We start from the raw sequence: 15,111 nt of genomic DNA on the forward strand, positions 1-15,111 counted from the left end.
ATCGTGGGCGGCGGCGATGAGCGAAGCGAAGGTCATCAAGCGCATGACGCCGGACGAGTTCTTCGTCTGGCAGGCCGGGCAGGACGTCAATTACGAGCTGGTCGACGGCCTTCCGATCCTGACGCCCAAGGGAATGACCGGCGCATCGCGCCGGCACGATGTCGTGACGGTCAACATTCTTCGCGAGCTCGCCACGCAGCTGCGCGGCCAGCCCTGCCGGCCGCATACGGACGACATCGCCGTCCGCAATCCCAATCAGAACGTGCGCCGGCCCGATATCGTGGTCGATTGCCGCTCGGCGCCGGACCGCGCGACCGAGGCGAGCCAGCCGCGCGTCCTCATCGAGGTCCTGTCGCCCTCCACCATGCGCTTCGGCCGGCTGACCAAGGTGGAGGAATACAAGGCCCATCCCGCCGTCGAGGTCGTGCTCCTCGTCGGCTCGGAGAGCGCCAGCGTCATCGTCTGGCGCCGGCAGGGCGCGCATTGGGTGTCCGACGTGGTCGAGGGCCTGGGGCAGACGATTTCCTTGCCGGAGATCGGCGCCAGCCTGGCGCTGGCCGACATCTACGAGGATGCCGGCCTTGAGGCCGAGGCCTGATCAGGCGGCCGAGAGCTTGGCCATGACGGCCTCGTCGATCTCGAAATTGGCGTAGACATTCTGCACGTCGTCGTCCTCGTCGAGATTGCCGACGAGCTTCAGGATGCTCTGCGCCTTTTCCTCGTCCACCGGCGTGCCGGTCTGCGGCCGCCAAATCGCCTTCACGCTTTCCGCCTCGCCGAGCGACTTCTCGAGCGCGGCCGAGACCTCGCTCAGCGCCTCGAAGGACGTATAGATGCGATGGCCCTCCTCGTCGGAGACCACGTCGTCGGCGCCGCTCTCGATCGCCGCTTCCATCACCTTATCCGCGTCGCCTGCCTTCGGGCCGTAGACGATCTCGCCGACATGATCGAACATGAAGGAGACCGAGCCCGTCTCGCCGAGCGCGCCGCCCGCCTTGGTGAAATAGGAGCGGACATTGGAGGCGGTGCGGTTGCGGTTGTCGGTCAGCGCCTCGACGATCACCGCGACGCCGCCCGGGCCGTAACCCTCGTAGCGGACCTCGTCGTAATTCTCCGTGTCGCCGCCGAGCGCCTTCTTGATGGCGCGGTCGATATTGTCCTTCGGCATGGACTCGGCCTTGGCGTTCTGCACCGCGAGGCGCAGGCGCGGGTTCATCGCCGGATCGGGCATGCCGGTCTTGGCGGCGACGGTGATCTCGCGGGCGAGCTTCGAGAACAGCTTGGAGCGCATCGCGTCCTGCCGGCCCTTGCGATGCATGATGTTCTTGAACTGTGAATGGCCGGCCATGAGGGCACCCTTGCTGCGAGCGTCTTGGTGGAAGTGAGCGTCATATAAAAAATCGCCGCCGATCCGTCCAGAACGGGCCGATGCCGGGAAAATGATGCGGCGCGGGCGCGGGCCGGGCTTAGGCTCGGCGCAACGTCACGGCCGGAGCCAGACCCATGCCGCGTTTCCGCCTGCTTCTCGCGCTGCTGGCGCTTCTCGCCCTCAGCCCGCTCGCCGAGGCGCAGTCCCCGCCGGACGGAGCGGGATCGGGCCGTTCCCAGCCGAGCACCTGCCATGCCGTCGCCGAGGCGCTGCCCACGGCAACCTTCGTCGCGCTGAAGCGCGAGGCCCGTCCGCGTCTCGCCGCCGGCGAGCGGCGCGACGAGGTGCGGATCACCTTCATCCAGCACGCGACCTATCTGATCGAGAGCCCGGACGGCGTCACCATCGCCACCGACTATACCGGCAATGCCGGCGGGATCGTGCCGCGCGTCGCGACGATGAACAAGGCGCATTCGACCCATTACACCAACCATCCCGATCCCGGCATCGAGCATGTGCTGCGCGGCTGGAACCCGGAGGGCGGCCCGGCGAGACATTATCTCACCGTCGGCGACGTCCTCGTCCGCAACGTGCCGAGCGACATCCGCCTCTGGGGCGGCGGCATGGAGAAGGACGGCAATTCGATCTTCGTCTTCGAGACCGCCGGGCTCTGCATCGGCCATCTCGGCCATCTGCACGAGAAGCTGACCGATGCGCAATTCGCCGAGATCGGCCGGCTCGACATCGTCATGGTGCCGGTGGACGGGTCCTGGACGATGAGCCAGGAGGGCATGGCGGCGATGGTCGCGCGGCTCCAGTCGCGACTGGTCCTGCCCATGCACAATTTCCGCGGCCGGATGGATCGCTTCCTGGCGCAGCTGCCGGATTTCGCCGTCGAGCGCCGGGCCTCGCCCTCGCTCGCCGTCTCGCTGCGCAGCCTGCCGAAGCGGCCGACCGTCGTGCTCCTCGAAGGGATCTGACGCGGGCGCCTCAGTTCCAGAAGCTCGGAACCGCCTCCGCGAGGCGCGGCCCGAGCCGCAGCGGCGCGAGCTTCTCGGCAAGACCCGTGCGGTCGGAGATCTCGACGGCGAGACCGCAGATCGTCGCCGGCCCCTGCGCCACCTCGAAGCGGCCGGAGGGCACCTTGGTGAGAAAGCGGTTCAGCGGCTCCTCCTTCTCCATGCCGAGCGAGGAATCGTAGTCGCCGCACATGCCGGCATCCGACTGATAGGCCGTGCCGCCGGACAGGATCTGATGATCGGCGGTCGGCACATGGGTATGCGTGCCGACGACGACGCTGACCCGCCCGTCGAGGAAATGGGCGAAGCACTGCTTCTCGCTCGTCGCCTCGGCATGGAAGTCGAAGACGATCGCATCGGCCTGTGCTCCGAGCGGGCAGCTCGCCACGATGTCGCCGGCCCGCCGGAAGGGATCGTCGAGATCGGGGCTCATGAAGACGCGGCCCATGACATTGGCGACGAGGACGCGCGCGCCGTTGCGCGCCTCGAACAGGCCGGAGCCGTAGCCCGGCGTGCCGTCGGGAAAGTTCGCGGGCCGCAGGAAGCGGTCGTGGCGGCGCGCGAAGTCGAGCGCCTCGCGCTGGTCGAAGACGTGGTTGCCGGTGGTGACGACATCGGCGCCGGCCCGGCGGGTCTCCTCGAAGATCTCCTCCGTGATGCCGAAGCCGCCGGCGGCGTTCTCGCCGTTCACCACCACGAAATCCAGCCGGAAATCCGAGACGAGGCCGGGCAGCCGGTCGTAGACGGCGTTGCGTCCGGTGCGGCCCACCATGTCGCCGAGAAACAGGAAGCGCATCAGAGTTCGGCTTTCGCCGCCTGGAGCTTGTCGAGGGCGCGGATCACCGCCGGCCGGGCGCCGATGCGCTTCACCCAGCCCGCGAGCATCGGGAAGGTCTCCCAGCCCTCCACGGCTTCGAGGCCGGAGCGCGCCCAGGACCAGTTCATGATGTCGGCGATCGAATAGTCGCCGGCCAGCCACTCGTTGCGCTGGAGCCGGCTTTCGAGGACGCCGAGGAGACGGCGCGATTCGTCCTCGTAGCGCTTCAGGGCGTAGGGAATCTTCTCCGGCGCGTTGCGGAAATGGTGGAGCTGGCCGACCATCGGTCCGGTGCCGCCGACCTGGAAGAAGGTCCAGGACAGGGCCTCGGCCCGGTCGCTGCCGGACTTGGCGAGGAACCTGCCGGTCTTCTCGGCGAGATGGACGAGGATGGCGCCGGATTCGAAGATGCGCTGCCCGTCGTCGGAAATCGCCGGAATCCGCCCGTTCGGATTGAGTTCGAGGAAGGCCGCCTGCTTCTGCACGCCGGTCGAGATGTCGATCAGCGCCATCTCGTAGTCGAGGCCGAGCTCCTCCAGCATGATGACCGGCTTCTCGCCGTTCGGAGTCGTCCAGGTATAGAGCTCGATCATCGCGGGCTTGTCTCCGACGCATTGGGGCGTCAAAGACCTAGCGCGGCCCGACAGGGGTGTCACCGGGCCGATGGGGAATGGGACATGATACGACCGACGCGAGCGCTGCCGGCGCTCGGCCTCCTCCTTTTGTCTGCCTGCACCTCGGTGCTCGCGCCCGAACCGCCGCATCCGACCGACAATGTCGGTTTCGACCAGGAAAGCGCCCTGCGCGCCGTCAACGCCTTCCGCGCCGAGAACGGCCTGGCGCCGCTGAAGAGCGAGGCGCGGCTCGTCGCGGCGGCCGAGGCGCAGTCGACCGCGATGGCCCGGCGCGACCGGATGGACCACTATGTCGACGGGCCACTGCCCGAGCGCATCAAGCGCTTCGGCTATCCCTTCGCCACGGCGGCGGAGAACATCGCGCGCGGCCAGCCGAATTTCGCCAGCGCCATGACGGGCTGGGAACATTCGCCGGGCCATCGGCGCAACCTTCTCGATCCGAAGATCACCGAGGCGGGCTTCGCCGCCGTGCGCGAGAAGACGAGCGGGCGCATCTACTGGACGCAGATCTTCGGCCGCCCGCGCGCCGACCAGCCGACACGGCCGGAAATGGGGCGGACGGTCATGACCCTCGGTGGATACCACATTCCGTCGCGATGAGGTCGAGCGCCGCGTCATGCGGCTCGTCCGGCACCCTCGGCACCTCCTGGACGGCGAAGCCGAGGCCGAGCGTGCGCGGCGGCCGGCCGGCCGAGGCGAGACGGGCGATCGCCCGATCGTAATAGCCTCGGCCGTAGCCGATGCGGTGGCCGCGACGGTCGAAGGCGGCGAAGGGCACCAGCATGATCGCCGGATCGAGAACCGGCGCATCGGCGCCCGGCGCATAGGTGCCGAAGCCCTGCGGCTCCAGCGCCGCGCCGCGCCGCAGCTCGCGGAACTCCAGATCCTCGCCGACGATCGCCGGCACGCAGAGCCGCGCGCCGCGATCGGCGAGGATCGCCATCAGCGGCCGGAGGTCGATCTCGCTGCGGATCGGCAGGAAGCCGGAAACGACCGTGCCGGGCTCGAAGGCGAGATCCGCCGCGACGGTCTCGGCGACCGCGAAGCCCGCCTCGATCCGCGCCGCGCCGTCCATCGCGTCGCGCCGGGCCAGGGCCTCGGCCCGCAGCCGCGCCTTCTCGCTCAAGGAACCCGACATTCGATCCCGCCCTTATCCTGTCGACCGATCCTTGCTTAGCAAGCCCGATGGAGTACGGGAAATGACCGAAGAGCCGAAGACCCTCACCGTCGATCTCGGCGACCAGCAGAACGCGCTCGACGAACTGATGGCGACCGGCCGCTACGCCTCGCCGAGCGAGGTGGTGCAGGAGGCCCTGCAGGCGCTGGAGCGCGAGGACGCGCTGATCGAGGAGCTGATGGAGGACAAGCTGCAAGGCGTCCTCGACGAGGCGCCGGCACCGGCCGACGCGACGGAGCCGGCGCGCGGCTGACGCGCTGTCTCGCCCGCGCGAGTTACGGCGTTCCTTGCGGATGAAAATGGTGCGGAGGAGTGGCGAGCCACCTCGGCCGATGAGAATGTCGATCCCGGGAACCTACAGAGTAGGTGGGCGCCGTGTGTCCCGGCCCACGGACCAGGACAGGAACAGCTCCCTAAGGGATGCGTAAGGCCCCGGGGAATAAGTTATCCCTGTCGCACCGCGCAGCCCGCCGAGGGCTTAGATAGTCCCCTCTCCGCCGATGCGCCAGAGCGGGCGGGACGATTTCGCTTTTTCCGCCGTTCCGCTAGATAGCCTCCCGCCGGCGCGAGGACCGGTCCCATCCGAGACACCCATGCCCGTTGCGGAGACGACCGCCGGCGAGCGCCCCCCGATCATCGCGATCGACGGCCTCGCCAAGCGCTATGCCAGCGGCCAGGACGCGCTGAAGCGCATCGACCTCACCATCCGCGAAGGCGAGATCTTCGCCCTGCTCGGGCCGAACGGCGCCGGCAAGACGACGCTGATCTCGATCATCTGCGGCATCGTCAATCCGAGCGAGGGCCGGATCACCGTCGTCGGCCACGACATCAAGCGCGACTATCGCGCCGCGCGCGCCGCGATCGGCCTCGTGCCGCAGGAACTGACCACCGACGCCTTCGAGAGCGTCTGGGCGACGGTCTCCTTCAGCCGCGGCCTGTTCGGCAAGGCGCCGAACCCGACGCACATCGAGAAGGTGCTGCGCGACCTCTCGCTCTGGGACAAGCGCGACGCCCGGATCATCACCCTGTCGGGCGGCATGAAGCGGCGCGTCCTCATCGCCAAGGCGCTGGCGCACGAGCCGCGCATCCTCTTCCTCGACGAGCCGACGGCGGGCGTCGACGTGCAGCTGCGCCAGGAAATGTGGGCGATGGTGCGGGAGCTGCGCCGCGCCGGCACCACCATCATCCTGACCACCCACTATATCGAGGAGGCGGAGGAGATGGCCGACCGGATCGGCGTCATCCGCAAGGGCGAGATCATCCTCGTCGAGGAGAAGGCCGAGCTGATGCGCAAGCTCGGCAGGAAGCAGCTCATCCTGTCGCTCGCCGAGCCGCTGACCGAGATCCCGGACAGCCTCGCCGCCTACGGGCTCGACCGCTCCTCGGACGGCGCGACGCTCACTTATACCTACGATACGCAAGGCCAGCGTACCGGCATCACGCGCCTCCTCGCCGATCTGTCGGAGGCGGGCCTGCGCTACCGCGATCTCCAGACCCGGCAAAGCTCGCTGGAGGACATCTTCGTCGGGCTTCTGAAGGAGCGCGCATGAACTGGCAGGCGATCAAGGCGGTCTATCGCTTCGAGATGAACCGCACCTTCCGCACGCTCTTCCAGAGCATCGTGGCGCCGGTCATCTCGACCGCCCTCTATTTCGTCGTCTTCGGCTCGGCGATCGGCTCGCGCATGCAGGAGATCGACGGCATCGGCTACGGCTCCTTCATCGTGCCCGGCCTCATCATGCTGTCGCTCCTGACGCAGAGCGTCTCCAACGCCTCCTTCGGCATCTATTTTCCGCGCTTCTCCGGCACGATCTACGAGATCCTGTCGGCGCCGGTCTCCTTCGTCGAGGTGACGGCCGCCTATGTCGGGGCGGCGGCGACGAAGTCGATCGCGCTCGGCCTCATCATCCTTCTCACCGCGACGCTCTTCGTGCCGGTGCGGATCGAGCATCCCTTCGTGATGATCGCCTTCCTGGTCCTGACGGCGGTGACCTTCAGCATGCTCGGCTTCATCATCGGCATCTGGGCCGACGGCTTCGAGAAGCTGCAGATCGTGCCGCTCCTCATCGTCACGCCGCTGACCTTTCTCGGCGGCAGCTTCTATTCGATCAACATGCTGCCGCCCTTCTGGCGGACGGTGACGCTGTTCAACCCGGTCGTCTATCTCGTCAGCGGCTTCCGCTGGAGCTTCTACGGCCAGGCGGATGTCGGCGTCGGCTGGAGCCTCCTGATGACGGCGCTCTTCCTGCTCGTCTGCATCGCCGTCATCGCCTGGATCTTCCGCACCGGCTACCGGCTGAAGTCCTGACTTCGGCCGGCGCCCCTCAGCGGCGGGCGTCGAGCCGCTGGGCGGCGCGCTCGATCGCCTCCGAGATCGCGTCGAGATGGGCGACGAGCCGATCCTCGCCCGCCTCGGCCCGGCGCAGCGCGTCCTGGCGCGCCCGCTCGGTCTCGGCGAGCGACTGTTCGAGGGCGGCGACGCGCCGCCGCTGCTCGGCGAGCTCGTCCGTCGCCATGATCGCGGCCATCACGACCAGCCGCTGGTCGCCGATCTCGCCGAAGCTTTTGCGCAATTCGCCGACGCGGGCGTCGACATCCGCCGCGAGCCCGGCGAGGTGATCCTCCTCGCCCTCGGCGCAGGCCATGCGGAAGGTCTTGCCGTCGATGGTGACGATGACTTGCGGCATCAGCCTTCCTTCCGCCGCTCGAGCACGCTGCGAATCGTCTCCATCGCCGAGACGAGCCGGCGGGACACCTCGCGATTGGTGTGCTCCAGGCGCTCGGCCCGGACAAGGGCCGCGTCGAGATCGCCGGCCAGCCGGCCGCGATCGGCCGTCATGCGCTGGATCTCCTCCTCGACGCCGGACACCACCACCTCGCGCTCGGACTGTACGTCGATCGCGGCCTCGAGGCGCCGCAGCGAAGCCTCGAGCCGGGCGCTGGCCTTTTGGAGCGGTGTGTCGGACGGCATGCGGCGAGCCTCGCGCTGAGGTCGAAGAACGGGTTCCAAGAGCCGCGAGCCTTGCGGCATTTGCCGTCCGCTTTCAACTGTGAAACGCAACCGACCGGCCGCCGGACATTCGCCCGGCACCGGATCGGCGCCGATGCGGCGGCGCTTCGGCTTTACCTGCGGCGGAAAACGACTATGAACGGGTCCGTCAGCGGCCGGCCCTTCCGCCGCGCCGTCGAAATTCCGGTCGCCCCCGAGGAGGATGCGAGAATGACTGTGCGCGTGGCAATCAACGGTTTCGGCCGCATCGGCCGCAACGTCCTCAGGGCGATCATCGAATCCGGCCGCACCGATCTCGAGGTCGTCGCCATCAACGATCTCGGCCCGGTGGAGACGAACGCCCATCTCATCCGCTACGACTCGGTCCATGGCCGCTTCCCGGGCGAGGTGAAGGTCGCCGGCGACACGATCGATGTCGGCCGCGGCCCGATGAAGGTCCATGCCCAGCGCGATCCGAAGGCCCTGCCCTGGGGCGCGGAGAACATCGACATCGTCCTCGAATGCACCGGCATCTTCACCGATCCGACCAAGGCCGGCGCGCATCTCGAGGCCGGCGCCAGAAAGGTGCTCGTTTCCGGTCCGCTGACCAACCCGACCCAGGGCGAGAAGACGATCGTCTTCGGCGTGAACCACGACACGCTGAACGGCGACGACCGGATCATCTCCAACGCCTCCTGCACCACGAACTGCCTCGCCCCCGTCGCCAAGGTCCTCAACGAGGCCATCGGCATCGACAAGGGCTTCATGACGACGATCCATTCCTACACGGGCGACCAGCCGACGCTGGACACCATGCACAAGGATCTCTACCGCGCCCGCGCCGCCGCCCTGTCGATGATCCCGACCTCGACCGGCGCCGCCAAGGCCGTCGCCCTCGTGCTGCCGGAACTGAAGGGCCGTCTCGACGGCGTCGCGATCCGCGTCCCGACCCCGAACGTCTCGGTCGTCGACTTCAAGTTCGTCGCCAAGCGCTCGACCACGGTCGAGGAGGTCCAGAACGCCATCCGCGAGGCCGCCGACGGCCCGCTGAAGGGCATTCTCGGCTATACGGACGCGCCGAACGTCTCCTCCGACTTCAACCACGACCCGCATTCCTCGGTCTTCCACATGGACCAGGTGAAGGTCATGGACGGCAATTTCGTGCGCGTCCTGTCCTGGTACGACAACGAGTGGGGCTTCTCGAACCGCATGTGCGACACCGCCGTCGCCTTCGCGAACGCGCGCTGATCCCATGCGCTTCCGGCCCCTCGCGCCCCGCACCCTGCGTTGGCGTCCCGTCGAGGGCGAGGGGCTGGAACATCTCGATCTCCGCCCGGTGACGGGCGGGATCATGGCGAGCGCCGCCGTGATCGGCGAGCGCGGCGGCGTGCCCTACGGGGCGCGCTATCTCATTCTCTGCGACGAGAGCTGGCGCGTGGTCGAGTTCGGCGTCAGCGGCACCGACGGGCGCGGCCTTCTGATGCGCTCGCCCGAGCCCGGCCGCTGGCTCGACAGCCAGAACCGGCCCCTGCCCGCCTTCGACGGCTGCCTCGACATCGATCTCGCCGCGACGCCCTTCACCAACACGCTGCCGATCCGCCGTCTTGGCCTCGGCCCGGACCAGGGCACGGTCGAGCTCGCCATGGTCTATGTTCCCTTCGACAGCCTGGAGCCGCTGGTCGACCGCCAGCGCTACACCGCGCTCCGCGACGGCGAGCTCTATCGCTACGAGGCGGCCGATCGTTCGTTCACCGCCGATCTTCCGCTCGACGCGGACGGCCTCGTCCTCGACTATCCGGGCCTCTTCCGCCGGGTTTGAGACGCGGGTGCGATTTTTCGTCGCCGCCTACAAACCGCCGCGTAAAGTGCCGAGACGGACGAGCGGCGGAGCGATGTGATTCCCTGTCGCGAGACGTCCCGCCTTTCCGCAGGAGACGACGAGCGCGCAATGCTGGAACCCATGTATCTCGGCATTCTCGTCGGCACGGTGCTCGTGCTGATGGCGGCCTTTTCCAGCCTGCTCGCCGCGCGCTTCGGCGCCCCGCTCCTCCTGCTCTTCCTGTCGATCGGCCTCGTCGCCGGCGAGGACGGGCTCGGCCTCCATTTCGACAATGCCGGTCTCGCCTATTTCATCGGCTCGATGGCGCTCGCCATCATCCTGTTCGATTCCGGCATCGGCACGCCGATGGCGGCCTTCCGCCAGTCAGCCGCGCCCGCCCTGACGCTCGCGACGCTCGGCGTGCCGATCACCGCCGCCGTCTTCGGCCTCGCCGCCCATTACATTCTGCACATCCCGCCCTTGCAGGGCCTGCTCCTCGGCTCGATCGTCGGCTCCACCGACGCGGCGGCCGTGTTCTTCCTCCTGCGCATCGGCGGCATCAACGTGCGCGACCGGGTGCGCTCGACGCTGGAGGTGGAGTCCGGCTCGAACGATCCGATGGCGATCTTCCTCACCATCACCTTCGTCGAGATCCTGCGCGGCAAGGGCGGGCTCGACGCGCTCGACTGGCATGTCCTCGTCCTGTTCCTGCGCCAGATGGGTCTCGGCCTCGTCGCCGGCCTCGCCGGCGGCTGGGTGATCGGCCGGCTGCTCAACCGCCTGCGCCTCGAACGCGGGCTGGTGCCGATCTTCACCCTGACGCTGGCGATGCTGCTCTTCGCCGCGACGGGCGCCGCCGATGGCAGCGGCTTCCTCGCCACCTATGTCGCCGGTCTCGTCACCGGCAACAGCCGCATCCGCTCCGGCCCGACGCTGCGCCAATTCTCGGACGGTCTCACCTGGCTCGCGCAGATCATCATGTTCCTCGTTCTCGGCCTGCTCGCGACGCCCTCGCAATTCGGCGCGATCGCGCTGCCGGCGCTCGGGCTCGCGGCGGTGCTGATCTTCGTCGCGCGGCCGATCGCGGTCTGGTTCTGCATGCTGCCCTTCGATTTCACCTCGCGGGAAACGGCCTTCATCTCCTGGGTGGGCCTGCGCGGCTCGGTCTCGATCCTCCTCGCCATCGTGCCGCTGATCGGCGGCATCGACCAGAACCGCATCCTCTTCAACACCGCCTTCATCGTCGTCCTCGCCTCGCTGATGGCGCAGGGCTGGACGATCGGCTTCGTGGCGCGGCGGCTCGGCCTCATCGTGCCGAGGAAGATCGGGCCGGTGGAGAAGTTCGAGCTGGAACTGCCGGGCACGGCGACGCACGAACTCCTGTCCTATCGCGTCGTGCCGGGCAGCCCCGTCGCGCGCGGCGAGCGCCTGCCGCGCTGGGCCCGCCCCTCGCTGGTGATCCGCGACGGCCAGTCGATGAGCTACCAATATGCCGGGCGCCTTCAGGCGAACGACTATGTCTATCTCTTCATCGCCTCGCGCTATCCGCGCCTTCTCGACAGGCTCTTCGCCAGTCCGGTCGAGCTCGGCCCCGACGATACCGACTTCTTCGGCGACTTCCCCGTCGATCCGAAACGACCGATGCGCTTCCTCGCCGCCGCCTATGACGTGGCGCTGGACGAGCGGATCGCGGCGCGTCCGATCGGCGACTACATGGTGGAGCGTCTCGGCGGCCGTGCCGAATATGGCGACCGCGTGCCGGTCGGGCCGATCGAGCTGATCGTGCGCGACACGGACGAGAGCGGCGCGATCCTCGCCGCCGGCCTCGCGCTCGATCCCGATGCCAGCCGCGAGACCGAGATCACGCTGTTCCTGAACCTGCGCGGCTGGTGGCGGCGCCTCAGCCGCGACCGAAGGGCCGCATCCGAGCCGGCGCCGATGGCAGAGACGCGCCCGGCGGACCTCCCTTCGCCGCTTGTCGCGGAAAAGGAAGTCGGCTAATATTTTTCGCGACAGTCTGCCGCATGCACGCTAGGATCACCCATAGGTTGCAAAGACCGCCAACGGATGGATAGCGGCATGGGGTGGGACGAAAACTGGCGCGGTGACGGTGAGACCGGACAATGGCCGCTGGCATCGAATTGGCATGCCGACGGTCCGATGCAGAAGCGAGGCCAAACCGTCCCCCTTGCCCCTGATCATTCACCTCTGGGACGTCGCGGTCGATGACGAGGTCCCGGCTTGAAGGACCGAAGGTCTCTCGACACGCATGAGGAACGAATGAGCGAGACGTTGGAGCCCCCTCCCGCCCTACTTCGAATGATCGGCCGCTATCTCGTCGCCCGCGATGAATGCGACGGCGAGCCCGCGCTCGCCATCCACCGCGCCATCGACGACCTGACGGTGGAGGAGAAGCAGGAGCTTCTCCGCTTCTGCGAGGTTCTGCGCGCACAGCCGGCCACCGCAACCGCGCTGGAAGAGCCGGCCTGACCGACCAGGGCAGCGGAGTCATCGCCCGAACGCCGCCCCGACGCGCTTGCCGCTCGCGCGGCGAGGACGGAACGGGATCGGCCAGCATGGAACGCGCCGGCTCACTCCGCCTCGTCCTCGCAGCCGACAAGATGGAGCGGCCGGGCGCGGATCTGGCGCCTTGCACGGGGCTACTTCAAACCACCGCCGGAAGGATCAGCATGTCCTGAACTTATCCCCGCCGCTTCAGCCTCGCGGAAACTCATCGACGGGTAGCGAGGCCGGAGGTCATGGATACGTGCAGCGAACATCCGAAGACGGCATTCGTGGCAGGCAAGGAAGCGGAAGGCCCCTTCCCTGCTCGCTCTGAGACTCGAGTTGGCATGCGTCAGATTTGCGGCCGAAATCCGTCTCGAACTTTTCCGGCTTCAAGCGTTGCGGCTCGGCCTCCTCGCGTTGAAGGCGAACTTCAATCCGAACGAGCCGCGCATCCCGCAAGGACAGACCGGAGTAGGCCGCTGGACGGACGGGGGGCGGCACTCGACTTTTCGCCCAAGCAGGCTCCAAGGACGGCAAAACGCGTCGCATCCGATATTATCTTCTAGACCTTCGTCAAGAGGAACAACTTGGTGGCCATGCGATCGCAAGGCATGTCGCTAAAACTGACACATTCCTAATCAGCCGAATGCAGTCTGAAAAGGTCGATGGACTGTTTGTGTCATTGGGGATAAAAAGATCAGATAGCTTCTATAGTCTAGAAGCGGCAACCAAACTTGTGAATTCAACGCTCGCAAGAAATGCAGAAGCAGTCGATCGCGTGGCGAGGGGTGAGGAGAAGATTGCTTTTGTGACTTCCGAATTCCCCTATAAGACTGGCCACGAGTTCTATCTAGATGTTCCAGCATTCAGCATTTTCGCACCAAAAGATCAGATTAGACATCGAGACGTCTATGGTGTTGGCGTCGCGATAGTTCATGACTCATCAATACCGAAGGGCTTCCGAATCGACACCGCCTATCCAAAGGACTGACGACTGACATGGATCGCTTCCGCTACCTGTTTCAGCAATTCTCCGCTTGTTTTCACGACGGCTGGTTCGAGCAATATGGCGAGATCGGGGGTATCGAGCGAGCCGTGGGTTTTGGAAATTTAGAAAAGCGCAAAGAGCTTCTGGATTTTCTTCTGGCGGTCAAGGCCGAAAACCCGACGCCCGAGCGATGGAACGAGATTTGGTCTAAAGGCGAGTCACCCTATTACATCACACGTGAGACGATAAATTCGTTCTTCGAACTCATTATCGAAAAGCTCGAAGAGGCCGTGAAGACAAAATAGCTTCGTCAAGAGCGGAGCGGCCGGTTCTTGTCCGGCCGTCGATGAGGGTTCTTAGGAGGCAGCGATGATAGACGGTCGCATGAGTCTAGACGGAACATCTGTCGAGGACCGAATCGAAGGGTCGGTCTACCGCGCGCGCGACGAATTCGAGACTCTCGACGCCATCGTTACGAACGGCATCAGATCCTGGCAATTCCAGGGTGACGATCTCATCGAATTCGTCCGGCGCTGCATCTACGCGATGGTCGATGCAGGCGCGAAGCCTTTCGACGGCGATATCGGCGGCGTCGCCCCAAACTTCTACCCGACCGACCGCTGGGGCACGACGCGCGAGGACATCGCCGACTCGCTCATCGCCGAATGGCAGCGGCAGGGCGGCGGCGAATTGCCGTTCTGGTCCTATGCCTTCGCCTTCGTCGAGGACTACTACCCGGACGGCTGGCCCGAGCCGCGACGCTGACGGCTCACTCCGCCTCGTCCTCGTAGCCGACGAGGTGGAGCGGCCGGGCGCGGATCTGGCGCAACTCGCACCAGCGCACCAGCGCCTCCTCGCGGCCATGCGTCACCCAGACCTCCTGCGGGCGCAGTTCGTCGATCGTCTCGGTGAGTTCGTCCCAGTCGCAATGGTCGGAGAGGATCAGCGGCAGCTCGACGCCGCGCTGGCGCGCCCGCTGGCGCACCCGCATCCAGCCCGAGGCGAAGCAGGAGACGGGGTCGGGAAAGCGCCGCGCCCATTTGTCGGCGAAGGCCGAAGGCGGGCCGACGACGATCGCTCCGGCGAAATCCTGCTTCGATCCGCCCTCGCGCGTCGCGGGCCGCAGCTCGCCGAGATCGATCCCCTGCTCCTGGTAATAGTCGCAGAGCTTCTTCAGCGCACCGTGAATGTAGATCGGCCGCCCGTAGCCCTCGTCGCGCAGCAGGCGGATCACCCTCTGCGCCTTGCCGAGCGCATAGGCGCCGACGAGATGGGCCCGCTCGGGAAACTGCTCGGTGGAGCGGATCAGCCGGCGCACCTCCTCGCCGCTGTCCGGGTGGCGGAAGACCGGCAGGGCGAAGGTCGCCTCGGTGATGAAGACATCGCAATCCACTGGCTCGAAGGGACGGCAGGTCGGATCGGCGCGGCGCTTGTAGTCGCCGGAGGCGACGATGCGCGTGCCGCCCATCTCCACCGCGATCTGCGCCGAGCCGAGCACATGGCCGGCCGGGTGGAAGGAGACCGAGACCTCGCCGATCCGCACCGTTTGCCCGAGTTCCGCCTCCTGGCGTTCGGCGCAGAAATCCGCGCCGTAGCGGATCGCCATGATCTCCAGCGTCTCCTTCGTCGCCAGCACCTTGGTGCTGCCGGCCCGGGCATGGTCGGCATGGCCGTGGGTGACGAGCGCCCGCTCGACCGGGCGCACCGGATCGATGAAGAAATCGCCGGGCGGGCAGTAGAGCCCCTTCGGCGTCGGGCGGAGGAGATCCTCGAAGCGCGGCATGCGGACC

At 67.0% G+C, this 15,111-nt stretch carries 20 protein-coding genes and 1 other RNA gene; 13 read left to right on the forward strand and 8 right to left on the reverse strand.

The genetic code is table 11. From position 1 onward, the window contains the following. The first annotated feature begins 16 nt into the window (after window positions 1-16). Window positions 17-598: a Uma2 family endonuclease gene (locus tag IEY14_RS05775; protein ID WP_188907212.1), complete on the forward strand. Its 582-nt coding sequence runs from the start codon at window positions 17-19 to the stop codon at window positions 596-598. Here the strand turns inward: IEY14_RS05775 and IEY14_RS05780 are convergent, their stop codons facing one another. Beyond that, a complete protein-coding gene (locus tag IEY14_RS05780) occupies window positions 599-1,348 on the reverse strand; it encodes a YebC/PmpR family DNA-binding transcriptional regulator (RefSeq protein WP_188907213.1) in 750 nt (249 codons plus the stop codon). Between the two features lie 155 nt (window positions 1,349-1,503). Between IEY14_RS05780 and IEY14_RS05785 the strand changes: the two genes are divergently transcribed. After that, window positions 1,504-2,349 carry an MBL fold metallo-hydrolase gene (locus tag IEY14_RS05785; RefSeq protein WP_188907214.1) on the forward strand — a complete coding sequence of 282 codons (846 nt, stop codon included), beginning with the start codon at window positions 1,504-1,506 and terminating at the stop codon, window positions 2,347-2,349. A 10-nt stretch (window positions 2,350-2,359) separates the two neighbouring features. On the opposite strand, the gene IEY14_RS05790 is transcribed toward IEY14_RS05785, so the two are convergent. Beyond that, complete coding sequence (locus IEY14_RS05790; protein ID WP_188907215.1) at window positions 2,360-3,184, reverse strand: TIGR00282 family metallophosphoesterase; 825 nt, start codon at window positions 3,182-3,184, stop codon at window positions 2,360-2,362. Continuing rightward, a complete protein-coding gene (locus IEY14_RS05795) occupies window positions 3,184-3,798 on the reverse strand; it encodes a glutathione S-transferase family protein (RefSeq protein WP_188907216.1) in 615 nt (204 codons plus the stop codon). The genes IEY14_RS05790 and IEY14_RS05795 overlap by 1 nt, the downstream gene beginning before the upstream one ends. An 84-nt stretch (window positions 3,799-3,882) precedes the next feature. Here IEY14_RS05795 and IEY14_RS05800 point away from each other — a divergent pair, with 84 nt between their 5' ends. Next, a complete protein-coding gene (locus tag IEY14_RS05800; RefSeq protein ID WP_188907217.1) occupies window positions 3,883-4,440 on the forward strand; it encodes a CAP domain-containing protein in 558 nt (185 codons plus the stop codon). On the opposite strand, the gene IEY14_RS05805 is transcribed toward IEY14_RS05800, so the two are convergent. Further along, window positions 4,403-4,978, reverse strand: a complete 576-nt coding sequence (locus tag IEY14_RS05805) for a 5-formyltetrahydrofolate cyclo-ligase (RefSeq protein ID WP_188907218.1) — start codon at window positions 4,976-4,978, stop codon at window positions 4,403-4,405. The two genes, IEY14_RS05800 and IEY14_RS05805, sit on opposite strands and share 38 nt — an antisense overlap. 61 nt (window positions 4,979-5,039) lie before the next feature. Between IEY14_RS05805 and IEY14_RS05810 the strand changes: the two genes are divergently transcribed. Next, on the forward strand, window positions 5,040-5,270 hold the full coding sequence (locus IEY14_RS05810) for a ribbon-helix-helix domain-containing protein (protein WP_188907219.1): 231 nt from the start codon (window positions 5,040-5,042) through the stop codon (window positions 5,268-5,270). Between the two features lie 60 nt (window positions 5,271-5,330). Here IEY14_RS05810 and ssrS read toward each other — a convergent pair. Further along, window positions 5,331-5,489: non-coding RNA, 6S RNA (ssrS, locus tag IEY14_RS05815), on the reverse strand. 121 nt (window positions 5,490-5,610) lie between these two features. Here ssrS and IEY14_RS05820 point away from each other — a divergent pair. Both IEY14_RS05820 and IEY14_RS05825 read left to right on the forward strand, forming a co-directional pair. Then, window positions 5,611-6,567 (forward strand): ABC transporter ATP-binding protein, encoded by a 957-nt coding sequence (locus IEY14_RS05820; RefSeq protein ID WP_188907220.1) that lies wholly within the window; start codon window positions 5,611-5,613, stop codon window positions 6,565-6,567. Beyond that, window positions 6,564-7,325 carry an ABC transporter permease gene (locus IEY14_RS05825; RefSeq protein ID WP_188907221.1) on the forward strand — a complete coding sequence of 254 codons (762 nt, stop codon included), beginning with the start codon at window positions 6,564-6,566 and terminating at the stop codon, window positions 7,323-7,325. The genes IEY14_RS05820 and IEY14_RS05825 overlap by 4 nt, the downstream gene beginning before the upstream one ends. Before the next feature lie 16 nt (window positions 7,326-7,341). On the opposite strand, the gene IEY14_RS05830 is transcribed toward IEY14_RS05825, so the two are convergent. Both IEY14_RS05830 and IEY14_RS05835 read right to left on the reverse strand, forming a co-directional pair. After that, window positions 7,342-7,704 (reverse strand): cell division protein ZapA, encoded by a 363-nt coding sequence (locus tag IEY14_RS05830; RefSeq protein WP_188907222.1) that lies wholly within the window; start codon window positions 7,702-7,704, stop codon window positions 7,342-7,344. Continuing rightward, window positions 7,704-7,988, reverse strand: a complete 285-nt coding sequence (locus IEY14_RS05835) for a DUF4164 domain-containing protein (protein WP_188907223.1) — start codon at window positions 7,986-7,988, stop codon at window positions 7,704-7,706. The genes IEY14_RS05830 and IEY14_RS05835 overlap by 1 nt, the downstream gene beginning before the upstream one ends. Window positions 7,989-8,237: 249 nt before the next feature. Here IEY14_RS05835 and gap point away from each other — a divergent pair, with 249 nt between their 5' ends. The 7 genes from gap (at window position 8,238) to IEY14_RS05870 (ending at window position 14,086) form a co-directional block, all read left to right on the forward strand. After that, window positions 8,238-9,254, forward strand: a complete 1,017-nt coding sequence (gene gap, locus IEY14_RS05840; RefSeq protein ID WP_188907224.1) for a type I glyceraldehyde-3-phosphate dehydrogenase — start codon at window positions 8,238-8,240, stop codon at window positions 9,252-9,254. A 4-nt stretch (window positions 9,255-9,258) separates the two neighbouring features. Beyond that, window positions 9,259-9,825, forward strand: a complete 567-nt coding sequence (locus IEY14_RS05845) for a putative glycolipid-binding domain-containing protein (RefSeq protein ID WP_188907225.1) — start codon at window positions 9,259-9,261, stop codon at window positions 9,823-9,825. A 129-nt stretch (window positions 9,826-9,954) separates the two neighbouring features. Next, window positions 9,955-11,826, forward strand: coding sequence for a potassium/proton antiporter (locus IEY14_RS05850; RefSeq protein ID WP_188907226.1), 1,872 nt, complete (start codon window positions 9,955-9,957; stop codon window positions 11,824-11,826). Window positions 11,827-12,105: 279 nt separating this feature from the next. Further along, window positions 12,106-12,315 carry a hypothetical protein gene (locus IEY14_RS05855; protein ID WP_188907227.1) on the forward strand — a complete coding sequence of 70 codons (210 nt, stop codon included), beginning with the start codon at window positions 12,106-12,108 and terminating at the stop codon, window positions 12,313-12,315. Window positions 12,316-12,934: 619 nt separating this feature from the next. Then, complete coding sequence (locus IEY14_RS05860; RefSeq protein ID WP_280515023.1) at window positions 12,935-13,324, forward strand: RNase A-like domain-containing protein; 390 nt, start codon at window positions 12,935-12,937, stop codon at window positions 13,322-13,324. A gap of 8 nt (window positions 13,325-13,332) precedes the next feature. Further along, window positions 13,333-13,626: a hypothetical protein gene (locus IEY14_RS05865; protein ID WP_188907228.1), complete on the forward strand. Its 294-nt coding sequence runs from the start codon at window positions 13,333-13,335 to the stop codon at window positions 13,624-13,626. 64 nt (window positions 13,627-13,690) lie between these two features. Beyond that, the gene (locus IEY14_RS05870) at window positions 13,691-14,086 is read left to right on the forward strand and encodes a hypothetical protein (RefSeq protein ID WP_188907229.1); all 396 of its coding nucleotides are present in this window, start codon (window positions 13,691-13,693) and stop codon (window positions 14,084-14,086) included. A 4-nt stretch (window positions 14,087-14,090) separates the two neighbouring features. On the opposite strand, the gene IEY14_RS05875 is transcribed toward IEY14_RS05870, so the two are convergent. Beyond that, complete coding sequence (locus IEY14_RS05875; protein WP_188907230.1) at window positions 14,091-15,104, reverse strand: ligase-associated DNA damage response exonuclease; 1,014 nt, start codon at window positions 15,102-15,104, stop codon at window positions 14,091-14,093. Window positions 15,105-15,111: the final 7 nt, after the last annotated feature.

It is taken from the genome of Aureimonas endophytica (assembly GCF_014642635.1).
In the GTDB taxonomy this organism is placed as follows: Bacteria; Pseudomonadota; Alphaproteobacteria; order Rhizobiales; family Rhizobiaceae; genus Plantimonas; species Plantimonas endophytica.

What these genes read in the sequence shown, in the direction of transcription:
- IEY14_RS05775 (WP_188907212.1), top strand. Translation starts at nt 17, where the DNA reads ATGAGCGAAGCGAAGGTCATCAAGCGCATGACGCCGGACGAGTTCTTC.
- IEY14_RS05780 (WP_188907213.1), bottom strand. Translation starts at nt 1,348, where the DNA reads ATGGCCGGCCATTCACAGTTCAAGAACATCATGCATCGCAAGGGCCGG.
- IEY14_RS05785 (WP_188907214.1), top strand. Translation starts at nt 1,504, where the DNA reads ATGCCGCGTTTCCGCCTGCTTCTCGCGCTGCTGGCGCTTCTCGCCCTC.
- IEY14_RS05790 (WP_188907215.1), bottom strand. Translation starts at nt 3,184, where the DNA reads ATGCGCTTCCTGTTTCTCGGCGACATGGTGGGCCGCACCGGACGCAAC.
- IEY14_RS05795 (WP_188907216.1), bottom strand. Translation starts at nt 3,798, where the DNA reads ATGATCGAGCTCTATACCTGGACGACTCCGAACGGCGAGAAGCCGGTC.
- IEY14_RS05800 (WP_188907217.1), top strand. Translation starts at nt 3,883, where the DNA reads ATGATACGACCGACGCGAGCGCTGCCGGCGCTCGGCCTCCTCCTTTTG.
- IEY14_RS05805 (WP_188907218.1), bottom strand. Translation starts at nt 4,978, where the DNA reads ATGTCGGGTTCCTTGAGCGAGAAGGCGCGGCTGCGGGCCGAGGCCCTG.
- IEY14_RS05810 (WP_188907219.1), top strand. Translation starts at nt 5,040, where the DNA reads ATGACCGAAGAGCCGAAGACCCTCACCGTCGATCTCGGCGACCAGCAG.
- IEY14_RS05820 (WP_188907220.1), top strand. Translation starts at nt 5,611, where the DNA reads ATGCCCGTTGCGGAGACGACCGCCGGCGAGCGCCCCCCGATCATCGCG.
- IEY14_RS05825 (WP_188907221.1), top strand. Translation starts at nt 6,564, where the DNA reads ATGAACTGGCAGGCGATCAAGGCGGTCTATCGCTTCGAGATGAACCGC.
- IEY14_RS05830 (WP_188907222.1), bottom strand. Translation starts at nt 7,704, where the DNA reads ATGCCGCAAGTCATCGTCACCATCGACGGCAAGACCTTCCGCATGGCC.
- IEY14_RS05835 (WP_188907223.1), bottom strand. Translation starts at nt 7,988, where the DNA reads ATGCCGTCCGACACACCGCTCCAAAAGGCCAGCGCCCGGCTCGAGGCT.
- gap (WP_188907224.1), top strand. Translation starts at nt 8,238, where the DNA reads ATGACTGTGCGCGTGGCAATCAACGGTTTCGGCCGCATCGGCCGCAAC.
- IEY14_RS05845 (WP_188907225.1), top strand. Translation starts at nt 9,259, where the DNA reads ATGCGCTTCCGGCCCCTCGCGCCCCGCACCCTGCGTTGGCGTCCCGTC.
- IEY14_RS05850 (WP_188907226.1), top strand. Translation starts at nt 9,955, where the DNA reads ATGCTGGAACCCATGTATCTCGGCATTCTCGTCGGCACGGTGCTCGTG.
- IEY14_RS05855 (WP_188907227.1), top strand. Translation starts at nt 12,106, where the DNA reads ATGAGCGAGACGTTGGAGCCCCCTCCCGCCCTACTTCGAATGATCGGC.
- IEY14_RS05865 (WP_188907228.1), top strand. Translation starts at nt 13,333, where the DNA reads ATGGATCGCTTCCGCTACCTGTTTCAGCAATTCTCCGCTTGTTTTCAC.
- IEY14_RS05870 (WP_188907229.1), top strand. Translation starts at nt 13,691, where the DNA reads ATGATAGACGGTCGCATGAGTCTAGACGGAACATCTGTCGAGGACCGA.
- IEY14_RS05875 (WP_188907230.1), bottom strand. Translation starts at nt 15,104, where the DNA reads ATGCCGCGCTTCGAGGATCTCCTCCGCCCGACGCCGAAGGGGCTCTAC.